Source organism: Peribacillus folii, assembly GCF_030271255.1.
GTDB lineage: Bacteria > Bacillota > Bacilli > Bacillales > DSM-1321 > Peribacillus.
Window position 1 is genome coordinate 90,926 of sequence record NZ_JASJOM010000003.1, and the last position, 19,222, is coordinate 110,147.

Sequence of the window (19,222 nt, forward strand, 5' to 3'; positions counted from 1 at the left end):
CTTAAAAGCAAGCATCTTGTCTTCCATATAAGTCCATTTAATGAACCAATATGACTCTCTCCGCCAACACCGATTATCTACAAATTTGGAATGCTCAAGTTAAGTTTTTTTGTTTGGCTCGATTGAAAAATCCCCTGCGGATTCTTTTTTTTGTTGTTTCCTCTAAACAATAGCCATAATCAACCGAATTATTAGGTAAGAAAGCATTGATGAAAATCATGATCGACCCGGTTGAAAAGACGTTTTTTACTGCTTGGCCAAAGGATCGGATTCATGAATCGATAAAATGAAATGCAAGAGAAAGGCGAGATGAACAATTGGAAGCAAATAAAGGGATATTACTGGAAAGCGGTACGAATGAGCTGGAGATAGTGGAATTCGGCATCGGCAATAATAAATTCGGCATTAACGTAATCAAGGTGAAGGAAATCATTAATCCAGTACCAATCACTGTCGTTCCCCACTCCCATGTAAATGTGGAGGGAATCATTGAACTTCGGGGAGAGGTGCTGCCAGTCGTGAACGTGGCTGACGCGCTCGGGTTCCCGCCATCTGCAACTCCTGAACAGGACAAATTCATAGTAGCGGAATTCAATCAGCAAAAAGTCGTATTCCATGTACATACCGTGACTCAGATACACCGAATTTCCTGGTCACAAATCGAGAAGCCGTCGGATATGTATCAGGGCCTTGAAAGTCAGATTATCGGGGTCATTAAACTAAATAGCGAAATGCTATTATTACTCGACTTTGAAAAGATAGTGGTTGAAATCAATCCGGAATCAGGAATTAACGTCCAGCAGGTCAAGAAGCTAGGCATACGCCAAAACTCAGACAAGAGAATCCTGATCGCGGAAGATTCCCCACTACTAAGAAAGCTATTGTTCGATACATTATCAGAGGCTGGATTCAAATATCTGGAGTTTTATGAAAATGGACTTGATGCCATCGGGTATTTAGAAAGCTTGATTGAATCAGGAAAAGACGTAACGGAAGAAGTGCAATTGGTGATTACGGATATCGAAATGCCCCAAATGGATGGCCATCACTTGACCAGAAGAATAAAGGAAAACAGTGAACTCGCTGTATTGCCGGTAATTATTTTCTCTTCATTGATAACGGATAGCCTGCGCCATAAAGGGCAGATGGTAGGAGCCGACGCCCAAATCAGCAAACCGGAAATAGCCGAGCTTGTAAAATTGATAGACAGATTCGTCATATAACCATGAAAAACGGGCCTGTGAGGCATCACCTCACGGCCCGTTTATTTTATCCAAGATGTTCCCTTAATACTTGGAGCCTTTTCCTAAAAAGGAGGAGGGGAATGGATTGTGAAAAGGCTGCTTGACCGACCCTCGGCCGTATGCCTTTTTCTCGGTAGTGAGGCTAGGTTGTTTGTCACCGGCTTGTCCAACATAAGCTTGCAGGATTTGTTTTGCCTTGGATAAGGACAAGGCGGCTTTGGGATTGCGTATGGATGCTGCCCGGCTGCCAAGGTGGGGGAGTTTTTTCAAGTCTTCCTTAGTGGGAGGCAAATGAAAAACATACGATCCGCATTCCACGATGACATCAGATTGCTGCGCTGCAAAGCGGGGATTATCAGAAAAGTGCAGGCCGACCTTTTTCGCTTTGCCTTCTTGCATAAGCTTGCTTAATGCGATCCGTTTTAAATGATATAAATTCTTAGGCTCCAAGGCGGTCTTTGCATGCTTGTTAACGATAAACACGGCTTGGGCAAGGGAGTTAATCGAAAACTCATCCCTTTCAGAATGTCCTTTCGGTTGGTTCATTATGGAAACTCCTTTTCTTAATAAGGTCAGAAGGTATAGTGCACGGTTCCTTCAATAAAATACCTGTTTTTATATTGAATGCAATAAAGATGCGGTGCGATTTGGGCCTCTAGCCGATTAAAAATGAGGCATGTACATTTTTCGGGCTGGATAAATTTTTCCAACACTTTACCATCTATGCATTTCATATTATACCACTTCAAAATAGATAAGGAAGTAAAATTCAAACAGACGCGGTTTTGCCAAAGAAAAAGAAGGCGTTTCATGACGCCTTCTGTAAAATCCTTATTGTGTGTATATGTTGATATTTTCAGAAACGCCTGCCTGTGCACCGAATTGTTGCGGGTAACCCTGAAAACCTTGATAAGCTGGATAAGGAGGGTAAGCGTAAGCTGGCGGGTAGGGTGGATACGGAGGAGGATATGGCGGATAGGCTGGCGGGCGATTATTGAATAACAATGGCCCTACTGCCAATCCTGCAACAAAAGCAACAGGTGCTAATAGAGGAAAGAAAGGAAAAAATCGTTCATCATTCCAATATTCCGGTCCATATTCATTCCCATATCCACTCCTGAAATCGTTTTGCAGTGTGAAGGATTGAGGATAGTAGTGGTAAGGCAAATACTGTGCTTGCATAATTGGCCTCCTTTCCTATAATTCTATACATAGTATGGATTTTTTTTAGAAAAGAGCCTGTTTCACCTCAATCTGTTATAATGAATCTACTTATGAAAACAATTAGAGGTGACTGCAATGGATTTCTTTAAAAGCATTTTAGCTGTAGGATTTGGCGGGGCCGCAGGAGCTTTGTTGCGTTATTGCGTAATCTTGTCGACCGCACATACCTTCCTTCCGTTGGGAACCCTCTTAATAAATATAGTAGGCAGCTTTTTGCTTGGGGCGATTAATGGTTATTTCGCCTCGAAAAAGAAGTCGCTCGTTTTTTTAGCATTGGGCAGCGGGGTTTGTGGCGGCTTCACGACGATGTCCACCTTTTCACAAGAAACGGTTGAATTCCTGCAAACATCGGTGTTATATGCGGGAGTGTATGTGGGAGCCAGTGTTTCATTAAGCTTGCTTGCCGGTTTTTTCGGTCTGGTCCTTTTCAACAGACAAAGAGGTGAAATGCGATGATTCACGTTCTTTCCGTTTTTATCGGAGGTTTTTTCGGTTCAGCCTTAAGATACCTTTTGCAGTCGATTTTTAATAGAATATTGCCAGCTGGCACAATCCCTTTCAGTATTTTACTGATTAACCTGCTAGGTTCTTTCGGGTTGGGGTTTGCATTTCCGCAGAAAGAAGGGTGGGATCCATCCGTTCAAGTTTTCCTGACAATAGGTTTCTTGGGCTCTTTCACTACATTTTCCACATTTAGCTTGGAAACACTTGAGCTTATAAGAAAATACCGTTACATAGATGGCATCATCTATGTAACGGTATCGATTTTAGGGTGTATCGGCTCTTTCCTATGTGGATATTTACTATCTTTATAACCTATAAAGTGTTTGCCGATGCAGCTGGTAAAAAAAACTAAGTTTTCTCATTTATATTTCTAATGCTATAATTCATAAGAATCCATTAAAAATGATGATGGCTATTCTTGTCGCGCAGGTTTTGTTAATAAGTCTGGCGGCTTTCCCCTGTGATTCTTTCTATTTCTTCTCGACCTTGAATTCGTATACCGTAAGCTCAGGGCGTGAAAGAAAACGATAGGGAAGCCGGGTAGTGCCAAGCCCCCTATTGACATGCAAGGTAAGTGAATCGAGTTCATACGTGCCTTCCCGATACTTTTCAGCAAACGGAGGAGTGACAAGGGCACCGGCAAATGGAATCTGGACTTGGCCTCCATGGCTGTGACCGCTAATTTGATACTGGATATCATACGTGCGTGAGGTATCCGCCAGGTCAGGTGCATGCGAGAGCATGATGGTGAATGCTTCGTCTGGTATGCCTGAAAGAGCCTTTTCAAAATCCGGTTTTCCCAGCATGGCATCATCAACGCCAGAAATGAATATCTCTTCACCCGTCAATAAGGAAAGTTTGGTGGAGGTGTTTTGCAGCATGGTAAAATGCGATTCCTTCATGATGTTGCTGTAAATCGTCGAGCCGTAGCCGCCATGGTCATGATTACCGTAAATGCTGAATTTTCCAAGCGGAGCTTTGAGCTGATTCAAGACTGAGGGTATTTCCTGACGGGACCTATACTTATTGGGCTGGTCCATTAAATCCCCAGTAAATAAAATAACATCAGGGTTTAGTTGATTTATCTTATTGACAACTGCTTGAAGATCCTTAAGCTGAAATTGAAAGCCTAAATGCGTGTCACTGAATTGGACCATTTTCATCCCATCGAATCCTTTTGGGATAAGAGGGTGGCTAATGACCATATACTGCGTTTCTAACCACTTTGGCTCCAAATTGTGGGCATAATAGTTTCCGCCAATGCCTATACCGGTCAAGGCAGCCAATGTACCAATGCTTTTCTTTAAAAAAGTTCTTCTGGATATGGGTTTATTCAAATTAATCAACCTATCTGATTTAAAAATGTTACTTCCTCATACTAACAAACAAAATACAAAATATGAAGAAAATATCTTCTGTACGACTTTGAAATATGTAACCCTATACGGTTTGAAATTGAACATCTATACGGAGGTAACATGATGACCGAACCATTGTTTTTAACACTGATTATACTTCTATGCGCAATTGCGCTTTTTATACAAGGCAAATTTCGCGCGGATTTAATTGCGCTTAGTGCACTTTCCTTACTCGGTCTCCTGGGGATACTTACATTGGATGAACTTATCGCAGGTTTTGCCAATCAAGTGGTGATCATGCTGGCTGGGCTATTCATAGTCGGTGCAGGCCTCTTTAGTACAGGTATCGTGGAGAAGGCAGGAAACAGGCTATTAGGATTATGTGGGGGAAGTGAGTGGAAATCGCTGCTGATCGTCATGCTGACCGCTGGAATTTTGAGTGCGTTCTTAAGTGGCGCGGGCATCGTTTCCATATTGCTTCCGCTCGTTATGAGCATGGCATTGCAACAAAAGACCAGTCCGACAAGATATTTATTGCCTCTTGCCTATGCGAGCAGCATTGGCGGTCTGCTAACTCTTACCGGTACGCCTGCCAATATGATCGCCGCTGATGTCCTGCAGCAAAACGGATTGGAGACATTATCCTTTTTTGACTTTACACCGATTGGCTTAATCGCATTTGTTGCTGGCTTATTCTTCATGCTGACGCTTGGGCGAATGCTGCTTCCGGAAAAAACGATTGCTGCCAACAATAGTGTCAAGGGGTTGTCCGCAGGTGAGCTTGCCGGCATGTACAAAGTGTATGATCGATTGCATTATCTGCATATACCCCCGACATCGGATATTGTTGGTGAAAGGCTTTCAGACCTGCAGCTTCCGATTCAATACGAATTGACCTTGATTGAAATCCAGCGGAAGCCAAAGGATAAGCAATTACCGCTTTTACAAAGGCAGCTTACCATATCGGCGCGGGCGGATGAGGTGCTTCACCCGGACGATATCATATTGGTGTTCGGTGAAGAAGAAGCGGTTGAGAGGTTGGCACTTAACTATGAACTCGAATTTAAACACTTCAATACGGAACAAATAAAAAAGCATTTTCTTAGCAGCAGATTTGGTTTGACGGAAATTTTGATCGTTCCGAATTCCGATTATGAAAACCAAACATTGATCGATGTTCATTTCCGTGAGAAATACCAATGCAATGTGCTGGCCATCAATCGCAATGGTGAATATATTCAAGCGGATGTCGGAACGGAGCGCTTAAAACCGGGAGATGCCATACTCATACATGGAGAATGGGAAAACATCGAAAGGATTTCCACGGATTTGCAGGACGTCATCGTTATCGGGAGTACCTCGGAAGACGGCTCGCATGTATACTCCAAGGGCAAGGCCTGGATTTCCTTGGGCATCACGGCGCTGATGGTCATTCTTTTGTCAGTGGAGTCGATTCCCCCAGTGCTCTCTGTATTGACGGCTGCCTTGCTGATGATCATTACCGGCTGTGTCCGATCGATGGAAGATGCTTATCAAAAGATTAATTGGGAGCCTATCCTTTTGATTGCCGCGATGTTTGGCATAACGACTGCATTGGATAATACCGGCGGTGTGAGAATGATTAGCGATTGGCTGTCCGTACTATTCAGCAATATAGGTCCACATGGCATACTGGCGGTATTTTACCTCTTGACATTGATGCTCAGTCAATTCATCCCGTATGGAGCGGCTGTCGTGATCATGACGCCCATTGCATTGACATCTTCCGTTAATCAAGGGATCGACCCCATTCCGGTCTTCATCTGCCTAGCTGTAGCAGGGAGTTTGGCATTATCCACACCAAGGGTTGCCACTACAAACGCACTTGTCATGACTGCAGGCGATTACAAATATAAAGATTTCATCTTAATCGGGATTTCAATACAAATATTCATCGGCGTCATCATGGTGATCACGATTCCATGGATCTTCCCATTTTGATGGGGAAGGAGGCATTGTTCAATATAAGGACAATGCCTTTTTCATATGGTTTTGAACAAAATCGGGGATATAATTGGCTGAAATTGGATTTATGCTTATGTAATTAAAATTATTTATTATCAATATTAGAAACTAATGGTATAATTTTTGCATATTGGTGTTTTCGTAATTAGGGGGAAGATGCATCTTGGATACAGAAAAAATATTGAAAAATTTGGACAGGGTGACACCATTCTTTCAACCGATTTTCAGCGCAGATCAACATCAGGTAATCGGATATGAAATATTAGGGCGTTATGAGGAACAGTCGGAATATAAAAGTTTGGGCTCATTTTTTCATGACCCTGCAGTGCCTAAAGAGTATAGGGTGGAAGTGGATAACTACGTCCTTGAAATAGCCCTGGAACGAATAAAAGACTATGGGGAAGATTTCCTGATTTTCATTAACAGAGACCCGAATTTGCTCATGCTCGATCATGGGGAAGAGTTCATGGAGATCCTCCACCGTCATTTTCAGCCTGAGGAAATGCATAGGATTGTACTTGAACTATCAGACACGATCAGCCCTGAGAATTTTGATCCTTTACAGCATGTTCTAGCTTATTTTAAAACATACGGGATTAAAATAGCTTTCGATCATCTAGGTCAGGATACTAAATTAGATCAAATTGCTCAAATTTCACCGAATATTTTAAAAGTTAATCTGGACCAGCTTCGCATATCAGGTGGGGATGCTTATCAGGTCATCCTGTTTTCACTGAGTATGCTTGCACGTAAGATCGGTGCCAATTTATTATTTGAGAGCATTGAGTCGGAATACCAGCTCCGCTTTGCATGGAAGAACGGCGGACGATATTATCAAGGGTATTTCCTGGCGAAGCCAGAAGGTGAGTTCATCAATAAAGATTTACTGCGGGAAAAATTCCATCAGGAGTGTCAGTCCTTCATCTCACTTGAAACGAAGAAGCTGGAAGCGGTATATAAAAAGACCTTGCAATTCAATGAAAATATGCAAACCTTTTTAAAGCAGCAAAAGCGATATGGATCTCATGAAGAATTTCTCGGGACCATCGCGAAAAAGCTGGATTCCATCTGTTTTCGGCTTTATATTTGTGATGAAGAGGGGTATCAAAGATCTGCAAATATTCTCCAAAAGGACGGGCAGTGGATCGTCCAGCCGAATTACCTGAACAAAAACTGGAGCTGGCGCCCTTATTTTCTTGAAAACATTGTAAAGATGCGCAATGAGAAAAAGGGGATTTTATCCGATTTATATAGTGATATCGAAACAGGGGAAACCATCAGGACCTTTTCCTATCCGCTTAATAATAAGGAGTACATTTTCTTCGATCTTTCTTATAGTTACTTATATGAAAATGATGCTCTTTTATAATACGATCGATGTATATAAAAGCTTGAAATGAGTAAACCTAAGCAAAACGATGCGCTTGGAGGAGACAAATTTTGAGCACGTACATCTGGATTCTACTCATAGTCGTTACAGTGATGGCGCTATATCTTCTGTTTTATACATATTCTGTAGCCCGGGCACAGAAAGTGAAAGCGAAGTATGATTCGACAATCGATGATGCAGTCAAAGAACATCCATATTTGAAGAACCCAATATTCGTTTCCCTTATCGTTGGGACGCTCTTGGTTGCAGGGTTTATTTTCTACTATGCCTTTCAATGGTTATGAGAAGGAGATTTCATCATATGAAATCTTCTTTTTTATTGTTGAGGAAGCAATTGTACTTCATGACAATTTGTAGTTTCGCTTTGTCCTTGGAGGGTATTGATAGAATATAGGCAGTAATCGGAACCAAATTATTCTTTAGTGAGGGGATGATAGGAATGAGTAAATATGTAATAGCATGTTTCGCCAGTGTCCTTCTTCTTTTAGGTGGAGGATTCACAGCCTCAGCAGAGGGTTTACATAGGGAGGAAGCACTTAATTTAGTGAAGGCTGCCTCAGAGAGCCAAGGATCGATAAGCGGGGAGGTACGCACGAAAGAGGCGATTGAAGCAAAGCTGGAAAAGCACTTCACGGATGATTTCATCAGGTCGTTTGAAAAAGCGAATGTAGTGAAGGTCGATGGTGGGTATACTGCATTTGGATCTGACTTCGCACCTTATTATATCCCATTTTTCAGCTACGATGAAAATACTGAAGTTGTATATGGCGACAACGGTGATCTCATGTATGTGCAGGAGGAATTCGAGGACACAGAGGATGGGCCGGTATCAAGCTCGACACATGTAGAATCAGTAATATTGACAAAAGAAAATGGGACTTGGAAGGTAAAGGATGTAGAATACGAAAGCGATCATTAAAAAGAAAAAAAGTCTGGAGGGGACTGAACCTTCCAGACTTTTTGTTATATATTCAGTTCTTTTTTGATTGCATCCAGTTCAAAGCCAATGATGGCCTTCCCGTCGATGACGACCGTAGGTGTGGAATACGCACCATATTTATTCGTTAATTCTTTACGTGCATGTCCGTCTGCTTTAATATCTTTTTCATTATATACGACATCATGATCATCAAAAAACATTTTCATGATTTTGCAGGGAGGGCAATCAGGTTGGGTGTACAGCGTGACGTCTTTCATTACATTCCTCCATCTATATGCTTTAGGTAAGTTTCACTCTTTCATTATAGGCAAAGGTGCGCCATTTGGATAGAAAAAACTTAAAGAATCTACTTATTCCGCTCCTGCTTCATCAGGTAGTCTATCAATCCCATGGAACTGACATTCAGGTCCAAAGCTATGATATCAAAAACAGGATGATGTATGCTTATTCCCTTTTCTTCCAAATGAGCTGCCACTTCCTTAAAAATATGTTTACTGGTTGCAGCAACTCGTTCATCAAAGGCAGCATGTACCTTGAATGCCTTTTTTGCCGTCTCGACAAATATTGGCAGCCAGAATTGAAGTTGCCTATATACTTCCTTAGGGTTTTCCGAGACGCCGTAATGGCCGAAATATATTCGCTCGACGCCTATGCTTTCATACAATTCAGCTGCAGCAAGCATGGCTTCGGGGTTAAATTGATTGGGTGATGTCGACGGCAGGTAAAATTCCAAACCAGCCTCATCAAGTTCACGATAATAGATGCCGATGGTGTCACCAGAAAACATCCCTTTCGACTTCGAATCGAAAATGCTCAAGTGGTGGTTTGCATGGCCTGGCGTGTCATAAAAGGTAAGCGTGGAGTGATCGCCGATTTGCAGGGCTTCCCTATCATGCTTACATATCATTCTTTCAGGGGGAATAGGCAGGATCGGATCGAAAAGCTTGTTGAAATCATCCCCGTAAACCGCTTTAGCTCCAGCTATCAAACGGGTGGGATCTTCTAAGTGCCGTGCACCTTTTGGGTGAACGATCACTTTGGCGTTCGGGCAATGTTGCAAAAAAAGTCCGGCTCCGCCTGCATGGTCCAAATGAATATGGGTAAGAATGATATATGTAATATCCTCGGGGGCTATTCCAAGTTCTGCGAGCCCCTTTAGCAAATGGGGAATGGAAGGGCTGGCGGAGGTTTCTACTATAGTCATATCCTTATCGGCAATTACGTATGTTCCCGTTCGATTTCTTCTATCCAGATCGTAACCATCAATTAAAGAAATGCGATAACCAAGCTCACTAATGTTCTGCAATCGAATCAACCTCCAGAAAAATTTTTCATGTACAAAATCCATTCCTTATTTTATGCTGTTAATAGTGCCGTGTAAAGAATGAAGGTTTAAATTATTCTGAATTTATTTCAGCGTGGCTACTGCATAGAAAAGTATGGTATAGTGGAACCTATCGAAAAGGTTTTATTCAGAAAGGAGAGGAAGTATGTCTCAATTACAGGGCATCCTTACCAGATTGAAAAGTCTTCAAGAGCAAGCGAAGGAATCCGAATCTGCTCAACGTTTTTTTGAAATAGATGGTGTGAAAAAGTGCCAAGTTACATATTTCAGCAAAACAGAAATGTTCGAGCTTGAAGTATACAGTGATAAAGGGAAATCATCGAAATATCAGTTCGATAATATTGATATGATTACCATTGAAATCTTTGATCTTCTTCAATCTTAAAAAACATGAAAAAGCTGGCCTCCATTTGGGAAAGGCTTTCAGACCGTGGACAAACTCAGGTAATATGGAGTTTGTCCACGGTTTTTTAGATTTTCAATGGATCGCTTCATCCGATTTGCTTCGTGGAAAAAGATAGGATCGATGCCTCATTTTAAATGAACTCCAAGTTAAAACATAGCAGGACATTTGGCATTTTGAATGAAGAAGTGATTTTATCGACATCCTACCAATTGGAGGGATGAAAATGAAAAATCCAATCGTAATATGCCCTGCTTGCGGCGGGGAACGGGAAATGGGTCATGTATTGACGGCACAGTCCAATCAGAATGTGATTTATCAATGTCCTGAATGCGGTTACAAACAGGTTAACATCAAAACCAGCAAGGGCTAAGGACTTCACGTGAAAAACCCGCAGTTTGGGATTTTATTGGTCTGGGAATGAGCCTTTTCTGCTTACATATGTTAAACTATAAGGAGAGCTGTATATAAAAACATATGGTAAGGGGTTTTAACATGATCGGTACTCATGATGGGGATTTATTGGAATCCAGCGTTAAAGATTTGATGATTTCTTCTGAACGCGTGGCCCACGTGCAGGTAACCAATAATTTAGAACATGCACTTTTGGTATTGACAAAGAGCGGTTATACGGCCATTCCTGTGTTAGATCCGATGTATAAGCTGCATGGCTTGATTAGCACACCAGTCATTCTAGATTCGATTTTGGGTCTGGAACGAATTGAATTTGATAATCTTGAGAATAAAAAAGTTTCAGAAATAATGAATATAGACATACCTCGCCTGCATATTGAGGATACACTGACCAAGGGTGTGGAATTATTAATAGATCATCCGTTTGTCTGTGTGGAAAATGACGAACATGTATTTGAAGGGATTTTGACAAGAAGGGCGATCTTGAAAAAGGTATTTAAACAAAATCCACCTGAATAATAGGTTTGGCTGCGCATTATGTTTCCATCTGGACTCGCCAATTGGCGAGTTTTTATTGTTTAAACCGGATGATTTGGGCAAATCAATACGTAGTCGGAAAGGAGGGGAAAATGGCAGTACATTCAAAAGAGCAGCATGAAAAATTGAAACGGCCTTTCATTTTGACTGCCATCATGCTGGCCATGTTCATGAATGCCATTGAAGGGACGATCGTGTCGACGGCAATGCCGGCCATTGTAAGTGATTTAGGCGGTTTTTCCTTATACAGCTGGGTGTTTTCAGGTTATTTGTTAATGAATGCCGTGACGGTCTTGATATATGGTAAGCTATCCGACATCCTCGGGAGAAAACCGGTTTTATTATTTGGAATTGCTGTTTTCTTAATTGGCTCGCTCCTTTGCGGCTTTGCCGATAGTATGACTGAACTCATCATTTACCGGTTTATACAAGGATTTGGTGCGGGAGCTGTGGCTCCGGTGGCGTCTACGATCATTGGGGATATTTATAAAAATGAAGAGCGGGCACGTGTTCAAGGGTATCTTTCCAGTGTATGGGGCATTTCTGCGGTGATGGGCCCTGCCTTAGGAGGCTTGCTTGTTGAGAACCTAACGTGGAAGCTTGTATTCTGGGTGAATATCCCTCTTGGAATATTATCGTTTATCGGGATATGGTTTTTCCTTCATGAAAATATCGAAAAGAAAAAACGGGATATCGACTACTTGGGAGCCTCCTTATTGACATTATCAATCTCCACCCTCATGCTGATCCTGGTAGAAGGGGGAGTGAAGTGGTCATGGGCATCGGTACCGATCATTACCCTCATCCTTGTGGCCTTGCTTGCCTTTATCTTATTCATCCTTCAGGAAAAGCGGGCAGCCGAACCGATGATGCCATTTGAAATCTGGCAGGAGCGTTCCATCTTGATTGCGAACCTTGTGTCGCTTACGACAGGGGTCATGATGATTGGTTTGTCGAGTTTTCTTCCTACCTTCGTTCAAGGTGTAATGGAACGTTCGCCAACGGTGGCCGGTTTTACCCTGACTGCCATGTCGATTGGCTGGCCAATTGCATCAATGGTTTCAGGTCGGCTCTTGATGAAGATAGGATTCAAGGCGACTTCTCTCCTTGGAGGGGGTTCCTTGATCATGGGGAGTTTGATCTTGGTCTGGATGAAGCCAGAAGCCGGACCGCTTTTGGCAGCGATTGGATCTTTCTTTGTCGGGGTTGGGATGGGGCTTACATCGACCTCATTCATCGTGGTCATCCAAAAAACAGTCAGCTGGGAACGGCGCGGAATAGCTACGGCATCCAATATGTTCATGCGCAATTTAGGAAATACAGTAGGAGCTGCCTTACTTGGAGGAGTCATGAATACCAGGCTTCATTCGTATTTAAGCGAGCATGCACCAAAAGGGGCGGAAGTGACGATCGATACCGCGAATAAGTTATTGAACAGTGAAGAAAGGGAGTTGCTTCCTGACGCTGTCGTGAAGGTCCTGCAGGAGGGACTCACCTTATCGCTGCATACGATTTACCTCATTGTTCTCGCCTTTTCTGTAGTTAGCCTCATATTGCTTACAAGACTAAGGAAGGATGGATAAATAGGCATATATCAGTAAAGGCGGTCTCATTCATGGGGCGGCCTTTGCTTTTTTTGTTAAGGAAAGGCAACGCAGGAGATCATTTGAAGCAACAGGGCGATTGTGACTCCATGTAAAATGAACGCCAGCTGCCGATATTTTTTGCGCGACACGAATGGCTAGCTGCGAGCCAATCAGGGAACCGATCGTATAATAAAGGGCAATCTCCCAGGAGATGTTATCTGCGTGGAAATAAGTGATGAAGGCAGCTGTACAGCTTATGAAAGTCTGGAATCTGGTAAAGGCGAGTGATTGAAGATACGTGGCACCATTTCTTAAAAAGGTGTACATAAGCATGGTTGCCTGTCCGGGTCCGAACATGCCATCATAAACACTGATCCCGAATAAGGATGGGTACGCTTTTTTAGGCAGATGCCAAGCTGATCCTGAATCCGGATTTGTCCTCTTTACGACATTCATCAACATGGCAATCATCAATAGGCCGATGGCCAATAAGTTCATCATCTTTTCAGAGAAGGAATTAGCGAGCAGGCCGCCACAGAAGCCGCCAAATAAGGCAAAAGGAATCAACTTGAGTGCATTCGCCACATCCAGCTGTTTTTTCTTCAATAAAATATAAAAACTTGAAAATGAAGAAAACATATTAGAAAATTTGACTGAGCCGATCACCTGGTGAATCGGGAAGCCTATCAAAAGAAGGGAAGGCATGCAGATAAGGCCTCCGCTGCCAGCCAAGGTGCCGACAAAGGACGCGGCAAAACTGATGACCAGCAATCAAATGATCATCAATGGATATCACCCCGTTTCTTTTCCCTTGTATTATAAGCCGACTTTGTTGATAATAAAATGTAAATTAATTTAATCATCATGATAAGAAACAATTATCAAGAGGTTGGTGTGTATGTCTTTTTCAGAATTCCATCTATTATCCGTACTTGCTCAGGAAATGAATATGAGAAAAGCGGCTGAGCGGCTGTTTGTTTCCCAGCCGGCCTTATCTCAGCGTTTACAATCAATAGAAAAGGATTGGGGGTCGAAACTGTTCCTCCGTTCTCAAAAGGGGTTATCGATGACTCCTGCAGGAGAAGCGGTGATTCGATTGGCCAATGAAGTGATTGAAAAAGAAGAAAAGGTCAGGGAAAGTATCCAGGCAATGGATCATGAAGTGTATGGCACTTTGAAAATAGCATGTGCCTCGATCGTCGGCCAAAATTGGCTGCCGCAGGTCTTGAAGAAATTCGTCCAAAAATATCCCTATGCCAAAATTTCGCTGATCACCGGCTGGAGCAGTGAGATTTTAAAGTCTTTATATGAGGGGCAGGTACATATTGGCATCATAAGGGGAGCACCTGACTGGAAAGGGATCAAACAGCATTTATTTACCGATATGCTTTATTTGGTGGATACAGAAATGAAGGAACTGAATCAAGTATTCGAAACGGACCGTCCGTTCATTCAGTTTAAAAGTGATTCCAATTATTATCAGGAGATTCAGGACTGGTGGCATCGCCAATTTAAAACGACCCCAAAAAACACCATAGTCGTCGACCAAATTGAAACGTGCAAGCAAATGGTGTTCAATGGCATTGGATATGCCATTCTGCCGGCCATCACGTTACATGATAAGGATACGAATGTGTTCAAGATCCCGCTTCTTGATGGCCATAACCATTCAATTGAAAGAGATACATGGCTTTGCGGATATGAATCTGCATTCCAGCTTAAGCAGGTCCAGGCATTCACTGAAGTGGTGAAGGAACATATTCGTGAACAAGGCATGATATGAAGCGGCCAACGATCATGGAAGATAGCGCAGAATAATAAAATGGAGTGACATTCAACTTGTCTTGCCAGCAGTTGTCTGGTAAATTTAAGACGAGTAATGATACATAATTAGGAGGTTTTATCCGGAATGAATAAAATGGATGCAAACGAAATTATTTCTTTTATCTCAAATAGCACGAAATCCACACCAGTCAAGGTATATGTCAAAGGTGATTTAGAAGGCATGGATTTTGGCTCAGCTTCAAAAACTTTCATTACTGGCAATACCGGGGTCGTATTCGGTGAATGGTCTGAAGTGGAAGAGGCAATCAAAGCGGCCGGAACGAAAATCGAGGATTATGTAGTCGAAAATGATCGCCGTAATTCCGCCATTCCTTTACTGGATCTAAAAGGAATCAAGGCCCGTATCGAACCAGGTGCAATTATCCGTGATCAAGTGTCAATCGGGGACAACGCGGTCATCATGATGGGGGCATCGATCAATATTGGCTCCGTCATTGGCGAGGGTACAATGATTGACATGAATGCGATCCTTGGAGGTCGTGCAACAGTGGGGAAAAACTGCCACGTTGGTGCCGGTGCTGTATTAGCAGGCGTCATCGAGCCTCCTTCTGCACAGCCTGTCATATTGGAAGATGATGTGTTGATCGGAGCCAATGCAGTCGTTCTTGAGGGCGTTAAAATCGGCGAGGGCTCAGTGGTGGCCGCTGGCGCCGTTGTAACGAAAGATGTTCCTCCATACTCTGTTGCTGCTGGGATTCCGGCAAGGGTCATCAAGCAAATTGATGAAAAAACGAAATCAAAAACAGAGATCATGCAAGAGCTTCGTCAGCTTTGATTTCTTAAGAGAATATTGTTTAAAGCGTGGATAATTTTATCCACGCTTTCTGTATAGGGAGGAAAATCATGTGAAAATAAATGCTTTTGTCAGGATCCGGCGCGAATTGCATCAAATTCCGGAGATTGGCTTCAAGGAATTCAAGACCCAACAATATTTGTTGAATTACATATCTGGTTTACCCCCCGAGCGAATGGAAATCAAAATCTGGAAAACCGGGATATTCGTGAAATTGAAGGGAAGAAACCCGCGAAAAATGATTGGCTACAGGGCCGATATAGACGGATTGCCGATAAAAGAAAAGACTGACTTGCCCTTTGCCTCTGAACATGAAGGATATATGCATGCATGCGGTCATGATTTTCATATGAGCATCGGTTTGGGTTTATTGACTCATTTCAATGACAACCCGATCGATGATGACCTACTATTCATTTTTCAGCCTGCGGAAGAAGGGCCTGGCGGAGCGGAGCCGATGCTGAAATCGGAGGTGATGATGGAATGGAAGCCGGATATGATTCTTGCCCTGCATATTGCACCGGAATATCCAGTAGGGACAATCGCCGTTAAGGAAGGGCTGTTATTTGCCAACACATCCGAATTATTCATCGATTTAAAAGGGAAAGGCGGACATGCAGCGTACCCTCATGAAACGAGGGATATGGTCATTGCAGCCTGTTCGCTTGTCGGGCAATTGCAAACGATTGTTTCCCGGAATGTAAATCCACTTGATTCAGCTGTCATTACAGTAGGAAAGATTACCGGTGGCACCGTTCAAAATGTGATTGCGGAGACAGCTCGCCTGGAAGGCACGATACGCACGCTGAATCCTGAAACGATGATTAAGGTCAAGGCGAGGATAGAATCGCTTGTAGAGGGCTTGAAGGTTGGCTATGAATGCCTTGCAGAGATAGATTATGGTGCGATGTACCATCAAGTATATAATGATGAGCAATTGACCAGGGAATTCATGAAGTTCACGGAGGCTGCAGCCGGTGTTCATTTGCATTGTTGTACGGAAGCGATGACTGGTGAGGATTTTGGTTATATGTTAAAGGAGATCCCTGGTTTCATGTTTTGGCTGGGCGTTTCATCGGAATTTGGATTGCACCATTCTCAGTTGAATCCTGATGAAAGGGCGATAGAATTTGCCATCGATCATATTGGCGATTATTTAACGTTTAAAGGGAATGAAGCGTAAAGGGAATACGAAACACGGAGCGAATGAATGATGTTGGAGGGCTTATAGTGAAAAAAGAATTTGCAGTGATCGGACTTGGTCGTTTTGGCGGCAGTATTGTGAGAACATTAGCTGAAGAAGGACTGGGAGTGCTCGCCATCGATGCCGACGAAGATCGGGTGAATGAATTTGCGAGGATCGCTTCACATGCCGTAGTTGGAGATACGACAGATGAAAATGTGCTCAGGAACTTAGGGATTCGCAATTTCGATCACGTCATTGTAGCAATAGGTGAGAATATTCAGGCGAGTATACTGACGACACTCATGCTGAAGGAGCTGGGGGTCGGCAATGTTACGGTGAAAGCGCAAAATGATTACCATGAGAAGGTCCTTCGGAAAATCGGTGCCGATTTTGTCGTGCATCCCGAACGTGACATGGGGAGAAGGATCGCCCATAATATCGTTTCCAATAATATTCTCGATTATTTGGAACTGTCTGATGAACATTCCATCGTCGAAATAGTTGCAAGCCAAAAGATGAACGGAAACTCCATATTTGACCTTGATATCCGCGCCCGATATGGACTGAATATCGTCGCGATAAAAAGCGGTAATGAAATAAACGTCTCCCCGCAGGCGAATGATTTGATTCACAAAGGCGACATATTGATCGTAATCGGCGCCGATTCCGATATCAATCGTTTTGAAAAGAAGATTGTGGAATAAGATAGACTCTTGCGTCCGATTCAAAGGTGAAAAAAACCCCAAGCCATTTGAAATGGCTTGGGGTTTTTTGTTTATTGAACCTCCATGATGATCGGCAAGATCATCGGACGGCGTTTCGTTTTTTCATAAAGGAATGGAGACAATGTATCGGTGATTTCATTTTTAATTTCAGACCATTGTGTAGTTTTGCGGTCCATCACTTTATTCAAATGCTTTGTGATCAAGGATTGGGCATCACTGATCAGATCCCCCGATTCTCTCATATAAACAAACCCTCGTGAGATGATGTCAGGTCCTGAAGCAATTTTAAATTCCTTCATATTGATGCTGACTACGACAACCACAAGGCCTTCTTCAGAAAGGATGCGACGGTCACGTAAAACGATGTTACCGATATCCCCGATTCCGCTTCCATCGATGTAAACAGAGCCGGAAGGGATTTTACCAGCGATTTGTGCAGTATTTTCACTTAATGAAAGCACTTCACCGTTATCCATGATAAAGCAGTTTTCCTCGAGCACTCCGCAATCGACGGCATGGCGTGCGTGAAGTTTTTGCATTCGGTATTCGCCATGAATCGGCATGAAGAATTTAGGCTTGATTAAACGCAGCATAAGCTTTTGTTCCTGCTGACCGCCGTGTCCCGAAGTATGGATATCACTCAATGGACCGGAAATAACTTCTGCACCAGCGCGATACAATTGATTGATCGTTCTGGAAACACTGATCGTGTTGCCTGGAATTGGTGAAGAAGAAAATACGACCGTATCCCCCGGAATGATCTGGATTTGACGATGTGTTCCATTGGCAATCCTCGAAAGGGCTGCCATCGGTTCACCTTGGCTGCCTGTACATAGGATGGTAACTTTGTTCGCAGGCATACGATTTAATTGCTGTACATCAATGAATGTATCTTTCGGTGCCACGATATAGCCTAGGTCTTGACCAATTGAAATGGCAGAATCCATACTACGGCCAAAAACGGCAATCTTACGGCCATTTGCCACCGCTGCCTCGACCACTTGCTGAAGACGGTGGATGTTTGATGCGAATGTTGCGAATATGATCCTGCCATCGACCTTACGGAAAATGTCCTGGATCGTATCGCCGACACGGCTTTCGGACATAGTGAAATTCTGGACCTCACTATTCGTGCTGTCCGAAAGCAGGCACAATACGCCTTCTTTCCCGATTTCAGCCATCTTGGTCAAATTGGCTGGTTCCCCAACCGGTGTGAAATCGAATTTAAAGTCCCCAGTATGAACGATCTGTCCTGGCGGAGTCTTTACCACGATACCATAAGAATCCGGGATACTGTGGGTTGTCCGGAAGAAAGAAACGGAAGTCTTACGGAACTTAATCACTTCATCTTCGCTGATCTCGATCATCGTCGTCTGACGTAAAAGGCCGTGCTCTTCCAATTTATTGCGAAGCAATCCAAGTGCCAGTTTCCCGCCGTAAACAGGGACATTCACTTTTCTAAGTAAATATGGAATCCCGCCGATGTGGTCTTCATGGCCATGCGTGATGAAAACGCCTTTAATTTTATCTACATTTTTCTCTAAGTAGCTGTAGTCTGGAATCACATAGTCAATACCGAGAAGTTCATCTTCCGGAAATTTAATACCAGCATCAATGACGATGATCTCATCTTGAAACTGAACCGCATATGTGTTCTTACCGATTTCGCCTAAACCGCCCAGGGCGAATACAGCTGTTTGATCATTTTTTACGAATTTCATAAA

At 43.0% G+C, this 19,222-nt stretch carries 22 protein-coding genes; 15 read left to right on the forward strand and 7 right to left on the reverse strand.

Features of this window, described 5'->3' with window-relative positions; genetic code table 11:
• The first annotated feature begins 317 nt into the window (after positions 1 to 317).
• The gene (locus QNI08_RS05475) at positions 318 to 1,223 is read left to right on the forward strand and encodes a chemotaxis protein (RefSeq protein WP_285766431.1); all 906 of its coding nucleotides are present in this window, start codon (positions 318 to 320) and stop codon (positions 1,221 to 1,223) included.
• Positions 1,224 to 1,286: 63 nt separating this feature from the next.
• Here the strand turns inward: QNI08_RS05475 and QNI08_RS05480 are convergent, their stop codons facing one another.
• A complete protein-coding gene (locus QNI08_RS05480; protein WP_285766432.1) occupies positions 1,287 to 1,790 on the reverse strand; it encodes a YkyB family protein in 504 nt (167 codons plus the stop codon).
• 285 nt (positions 1,791 to 2,075) lie between these two features.
• Positions 2,076 to 2,378 (reverse strand): hypothetical protein, encoded by a 303-nt coding sequence (locus QNI08_RS05485; RefSeq protein ID WP_483313749.1) that lies wholly within the window; start codon positions 2,376 to 2,378, stop codon positions 2,076 to 2,078.
• Positions 2,379 to 2,543: 165 nt separating this feature from the next.
• On the opposite strand from QNI08_RS05485, the gene QNI08_RS05490 reads away from it, so the two are divergent.
• Together QNI08_RS05490 and crcB are read left to right on the forward strand one after the other, a co-directional pair.
• The gene (locus QNI08_RS05490) at positions 2,544 to 2,924 is read left to right on the forward strand and encodes a fluoride efflux transporter FluC (RefSeq protein ID WP_285766434.1); all 381 of its coding nucleotides are present in this window, start codon (positions 2,544 to 2,546) and stop codon (positions 2,922 to 2,924) included.
• Positions 2,921 to 3,283, forward strand: a complete 363-nt coding sequence (gene crcB, locus QNI08_RS05495) for a fluoride efflux transporter CrcB (protein ID WP_285766435.1) — start codon at positions 2,921 to 2,923, stop codon at positions 3,281 to 3,283. The genes QNI08_RS05490 and crcB overlap by 4 nt, the downstream gene beginning before the upstream one ends.
• 159 nt (positions 3,284 to 3,442) lie before the next feature.
• On the opposite strand, the gene QNI08_RS05500 is transcribed toward crcB, so the two are convergent.
• Positions 3,443 to 4,309: a metallophosphoesterase gene (locus tag QNI08_RS05500; RefSeq protein ID WP_285766436.1), complete on the reverse strand. Its 867-nt coding sequence runs from the start codon at positions 4,307 to 4,309 to the stop codon at positions 3,443 to 3,445.
• A 141-nt stretch (positions 4,310 to 4,450) separates the two neighbouring features.
• On the opposite strand from QNI08_RS05500, the gene QNI08_RS05505 reads away from it, so the two are divergent.
• From QNI08_RS05505 to QNI08_RS05520, 4 genes are all read left to right on the forward strand, one after another.
• Positions 4,451 to 6,310: an SLC13 family permease gene (locus tag QNI08_RS05505; protein ID WP_285766437.1), complete on the forward strand. Its 1,860-nt coding sequence runs from the start codon at positions 4,451 to 4,453 to the stop codon at positions 6,308 to 6,310.
• Positions 6,311 to 6,494: 184 nt separating this feature from the next.
• Entirely contained in the window at positions 6,495 to 7,703 is a 1,209-nt protein-coding gene (locus QNI08_RS05510; protein ID WP_285766736.1) for an EAL domain-containing protein, read from the forward strand.
• Between the two features lie 71 nt (positions 7,704 to 7,774).
• Complete coding sequence (locus tag QNI08_RS05515; RefSeq protein WP_285766438.1) at positions 7,775 to 8,008, forward strand: hypothetical protein; 234 nt, start codon at positions 7,775 to 7,777, stop codon at positions 8,006 to 8,008.
• 155 nt (positions 8,009 to 8,163) lie between these two features.
• Positions 8,164 to 8,643 (forward strand): DUF3993 domain-containing protein, encoded by a 480-nt coding sequence (locus tag QNI08_RS05520; protein WP_285766439.1) that lies wholly within the window; start codon positions 8,164 to 8,166, stop codon positions 8,641 to 8,643.
• A gap of 44 nt (positions 8,644 to 8,687) precedes the next feature.
• Here the strand turns inward: QNI08_RS05520 and QNI08_RS05525 are convergent, their stop codons facing one another.
• Both QNI08_RS05525 and QNI08_RS05530 read right to left on the reverse strand, forming a co-directional pair.
• Positions 8,688 to 8,921, reverse strand: coding sequence for a glutaredoxin family protein (locus QNI08_RS05525; RefSeq protein WP_285766440.1), 234 nt, complete (start codon positions 8,919 to 8,921; stop codon positions 8,688 to 8,690).
• 89 nt (positions 8,922 to 9,010) lie between these two features.
• Complete coding sequence (locus tag QNI08_RS05530) at positions 9,011 to 9,970, reverse strand: MBL fold metallo-hydrolase (RefSeq protein ID WP_285766441.1); 960 nt, start codon at positions 9,968 to 9,970, stop codon at positions 9,011 to 9,013.
• Between the two features lie 184 nt (positions 9,971 to 10,154).
• On the opposite strand from QNI08_RS05530, the gene QNI08_RS05535 reads away from it, so the two are divergent.
• The 4 genes from QNI08_RS05535 (at position 10,155) to QNI08_RS05550 (ending at position 12,946) form a co-directional block, all read left to right on the forward strand.
• Positions 10,155 to 10,394 (forward strand): YkuJ family protein, encoded by a 240-nt coding sequence (locus QNI08_RS05535; RefSeq protein ID WP_034314086.1) that lies wholly within the window; start codon positions 10,155 to 10,157, stop codon positions 10,392 to 10,394.
• A gap of 244 nt (positions 10,395 to 10,638) precedes the next feature.
• Positions 10,639 to 10,785, forward strand: a complete 147-nt coding sequence (locus tag QNI08_RS05540) for a hypothetical protein (protein ID WP_285766442.1) — start codon at positions 10,639 to 10,641, stop codon at positions 10,783 to 10,785.
• A gap of 122 nt (positions 10,786 to 10,907) precedes the next feature.
• Positions 10,908 to 11,345 carry a cyclic-di-AMP-binding protein CbpB gene (cbpB, locus tag QNI08_RS05545; RefSeq protein WP_285766443.1) on the forward strand — a complete coding sequence of 146 codons (438 nt, stop codon included), beginning with the start codon at positions 10,908 to 10,910 and terminating at the stop codon, positions 11,343 to 11,345.
• Positions 11,346 to 11,455: 110 nt separating this feature from the next.
• Positions 11,456 to 12,946: an MDR family MFS transporter gene (locus QNI08_RS05550; RefSeq protein ID WP_285766444.1), complete on the forward strand. Its 1,491-nt coding sequence runs from the start codon at positions 11,456 to 11,458 to the stop codon at positions 12,944 to 12,946.
• 30 nt (positions 12,947 to 12,976) lie between these two features.
• Here QNI08_RS05550 and QNI08_RS05555 read toward each other — a convergent pair whose 3' ends face one another.
• A complete protein-coding gene (locus QNI08_RS05555; protein WP_285766445.1) occupies positions 12,977 to 13,720 on the reverse strand; it encodes a sulfite exporter TauE/SafE family protein in 744 nt (247 codons plus the stop codon).
• 127 nt (positions 13,721 to 13,847) lie between these two features.
• On the opposite strand from QNI08_RS05555, the gene QNI08_RS05560 reads away from it, so the two are divergent.
• From QNI08_RS05560 to QNI08_RS05575, 4 genes are all read left to right on the forward strand, one after another.
• Positions 13,848 to 14,732, forward strand: coding sequence for a transcriptional regulator CcpC (locus QNI08_RS05560; protein ID WP_100533989.1), 885 nt, complete (start codon positions 13,848 to 13,850; stop codon positions 14,730 to 14,732).
• Positions 14,733 to 14,858: 126 nt separating this feature from the next.
• Positions 14,859 to 15,569 (forward strand): 2,3,4,5-tetrahydropyridine-2,6-dicarboxylate N-acetyltransferase, encoded by a 711-nt coding sequence (dapD, locus tag QNI08_RS05565; RefSeq protein ID WP_285766446.1) that lies wholly within the window; start codon positions 14,859 to 14,861, stop codon positions 15,567 to 15,569.
• Between the two features lie 70 nt (positions 15,570 to 15,639).
• Positions 15,640 to 16,770, forward strand: a complete 1,131-nt coding sequence (locus QNI08_RS05570) for an N-acetyldiaminopimelate deacetylase (RefSeq protein WP_285766447.1) — start codon at positions 15,640 to 15,642, stop codon at positions 16,768 to 16,770.
• A 44-nt stretch (positions 16,771 to 16,814) separates the two neighbouring features.
• Positions 16,815 to 17,477 (forward strand): potassium channel family protein, encoded by a 663-nt coding sequence (locus QNI08_RS05575; protein WP_285766737.1) that lies wholly within the window; start codon positions 16,815 to 16,817, stop codon positions 17,475 to 17,477.
• A gap of 71 nt (positions 17,478 to 17,548) precedes the next feature.
• On the opposite strand, the gene rnjA is transcribed toward QNI08_RS05575, so the two are convergent.
• Positions 17,549 to 19,219 carry a ribonuclease J1 gene (gene rnjA / locus QNI08_RS05580; RefSeq protein ID WP_061144118.1) on the reverse strand — a complete coding sequence of 557 codons (1,671 nt, stop codon included), beginning with the start codon at positions 19,217 to 19,219 and terminating at the stop codon, positions 17,549 to 17,551.
• Positions 19,220 to 19,222: the final 3 nt, after the last annotated feature.

Coding starts and splice junctions, on each gene's coding strand:
- QNI08_RS05480 (WP_285766432.1), bottom strand. CDS start 1,790: ATGAACCAACCGAAAGGACATTCTGAAAGGGATGAGTTTTCGATTAAC.
- QNI08_RS05490 (WP_285766434.1), top strand. CDS start 2,544: ATGGATTTCTTTAAAAGCATTTTAGCTGTAGGATTTGGCGGGGCCGCA.
- crcB (WP_285766435.1), top strand. CDS start 2,921: ATGATTCACGTTCTTTCCGTTTTTATCGGAGGTTTTTTCGGTTCAGCC.
- QNI08_RS05505 (WP_285766437.1), top strand. CDS start 4,451: ATGATGACCGAACCATTGTTTTTAACACTGATTATACTTCTATGCGCA.
- QNI08_RS05520 (WP_285766439.1), top strand. CDS start 8,164: ATGAGTAAATATGTAATAGCATGTTTCGCCAGTGTCCTTCTTCTTTTA.
- QNI08_RS05525 (WP_285766440.1), bottom strand. CDS start 8,921: ATGAAAGACGTCACGCTGTACACCCAACCTGATTGCCCTCCCTGCAAA.
- QNI08_RS05535 (WP_034314086.1), top strand. CDS start 10,155: ATGTCTCAATTACAGGGCATCCTTACCAGATTGAAAAGTCTTCAAGAG.
- QNI08_RS05540 (WP_285766442.1), top strand. CDS start 10,639: ATGAAAAATCCAATCGTAATATGCCCTGCTTGCGGCGGGGAACGGGAA.
- cbpB (WP_285766443.1), top strand. CDS start 10,908: ATGATCGGTACTCATGATGGGGATTTATTGGAATCCAGCGTTAAAGAT.
- QNI08_RS05550 (WP_285766444.1), top strand. CDS start 11,456: ATGGCAGTACATTCAAAAGAGCAGCATGAAAAATTGAAACGGCCTTTC.
- QNI08_RS05560 (WP_100533989.1), top strand. CDS start 13,848: ATGTCTTTTTCAGAATTCCATCTATTATCCGTACTTGCTCAGGAAATG.
- dapD (WP_285766446.1), top strand. CDS start 14,859: ATGAATAAAATGGATGCAAACGAAATTATTTCTTTTATCTCAAATAGC.
- rnjA (WP_061144118.1), bottom strand. CDS start 19,219: ATGAAATTCGTAAAAAATGATCAAACAGCTGTATTCGCCCTGGGCGGT.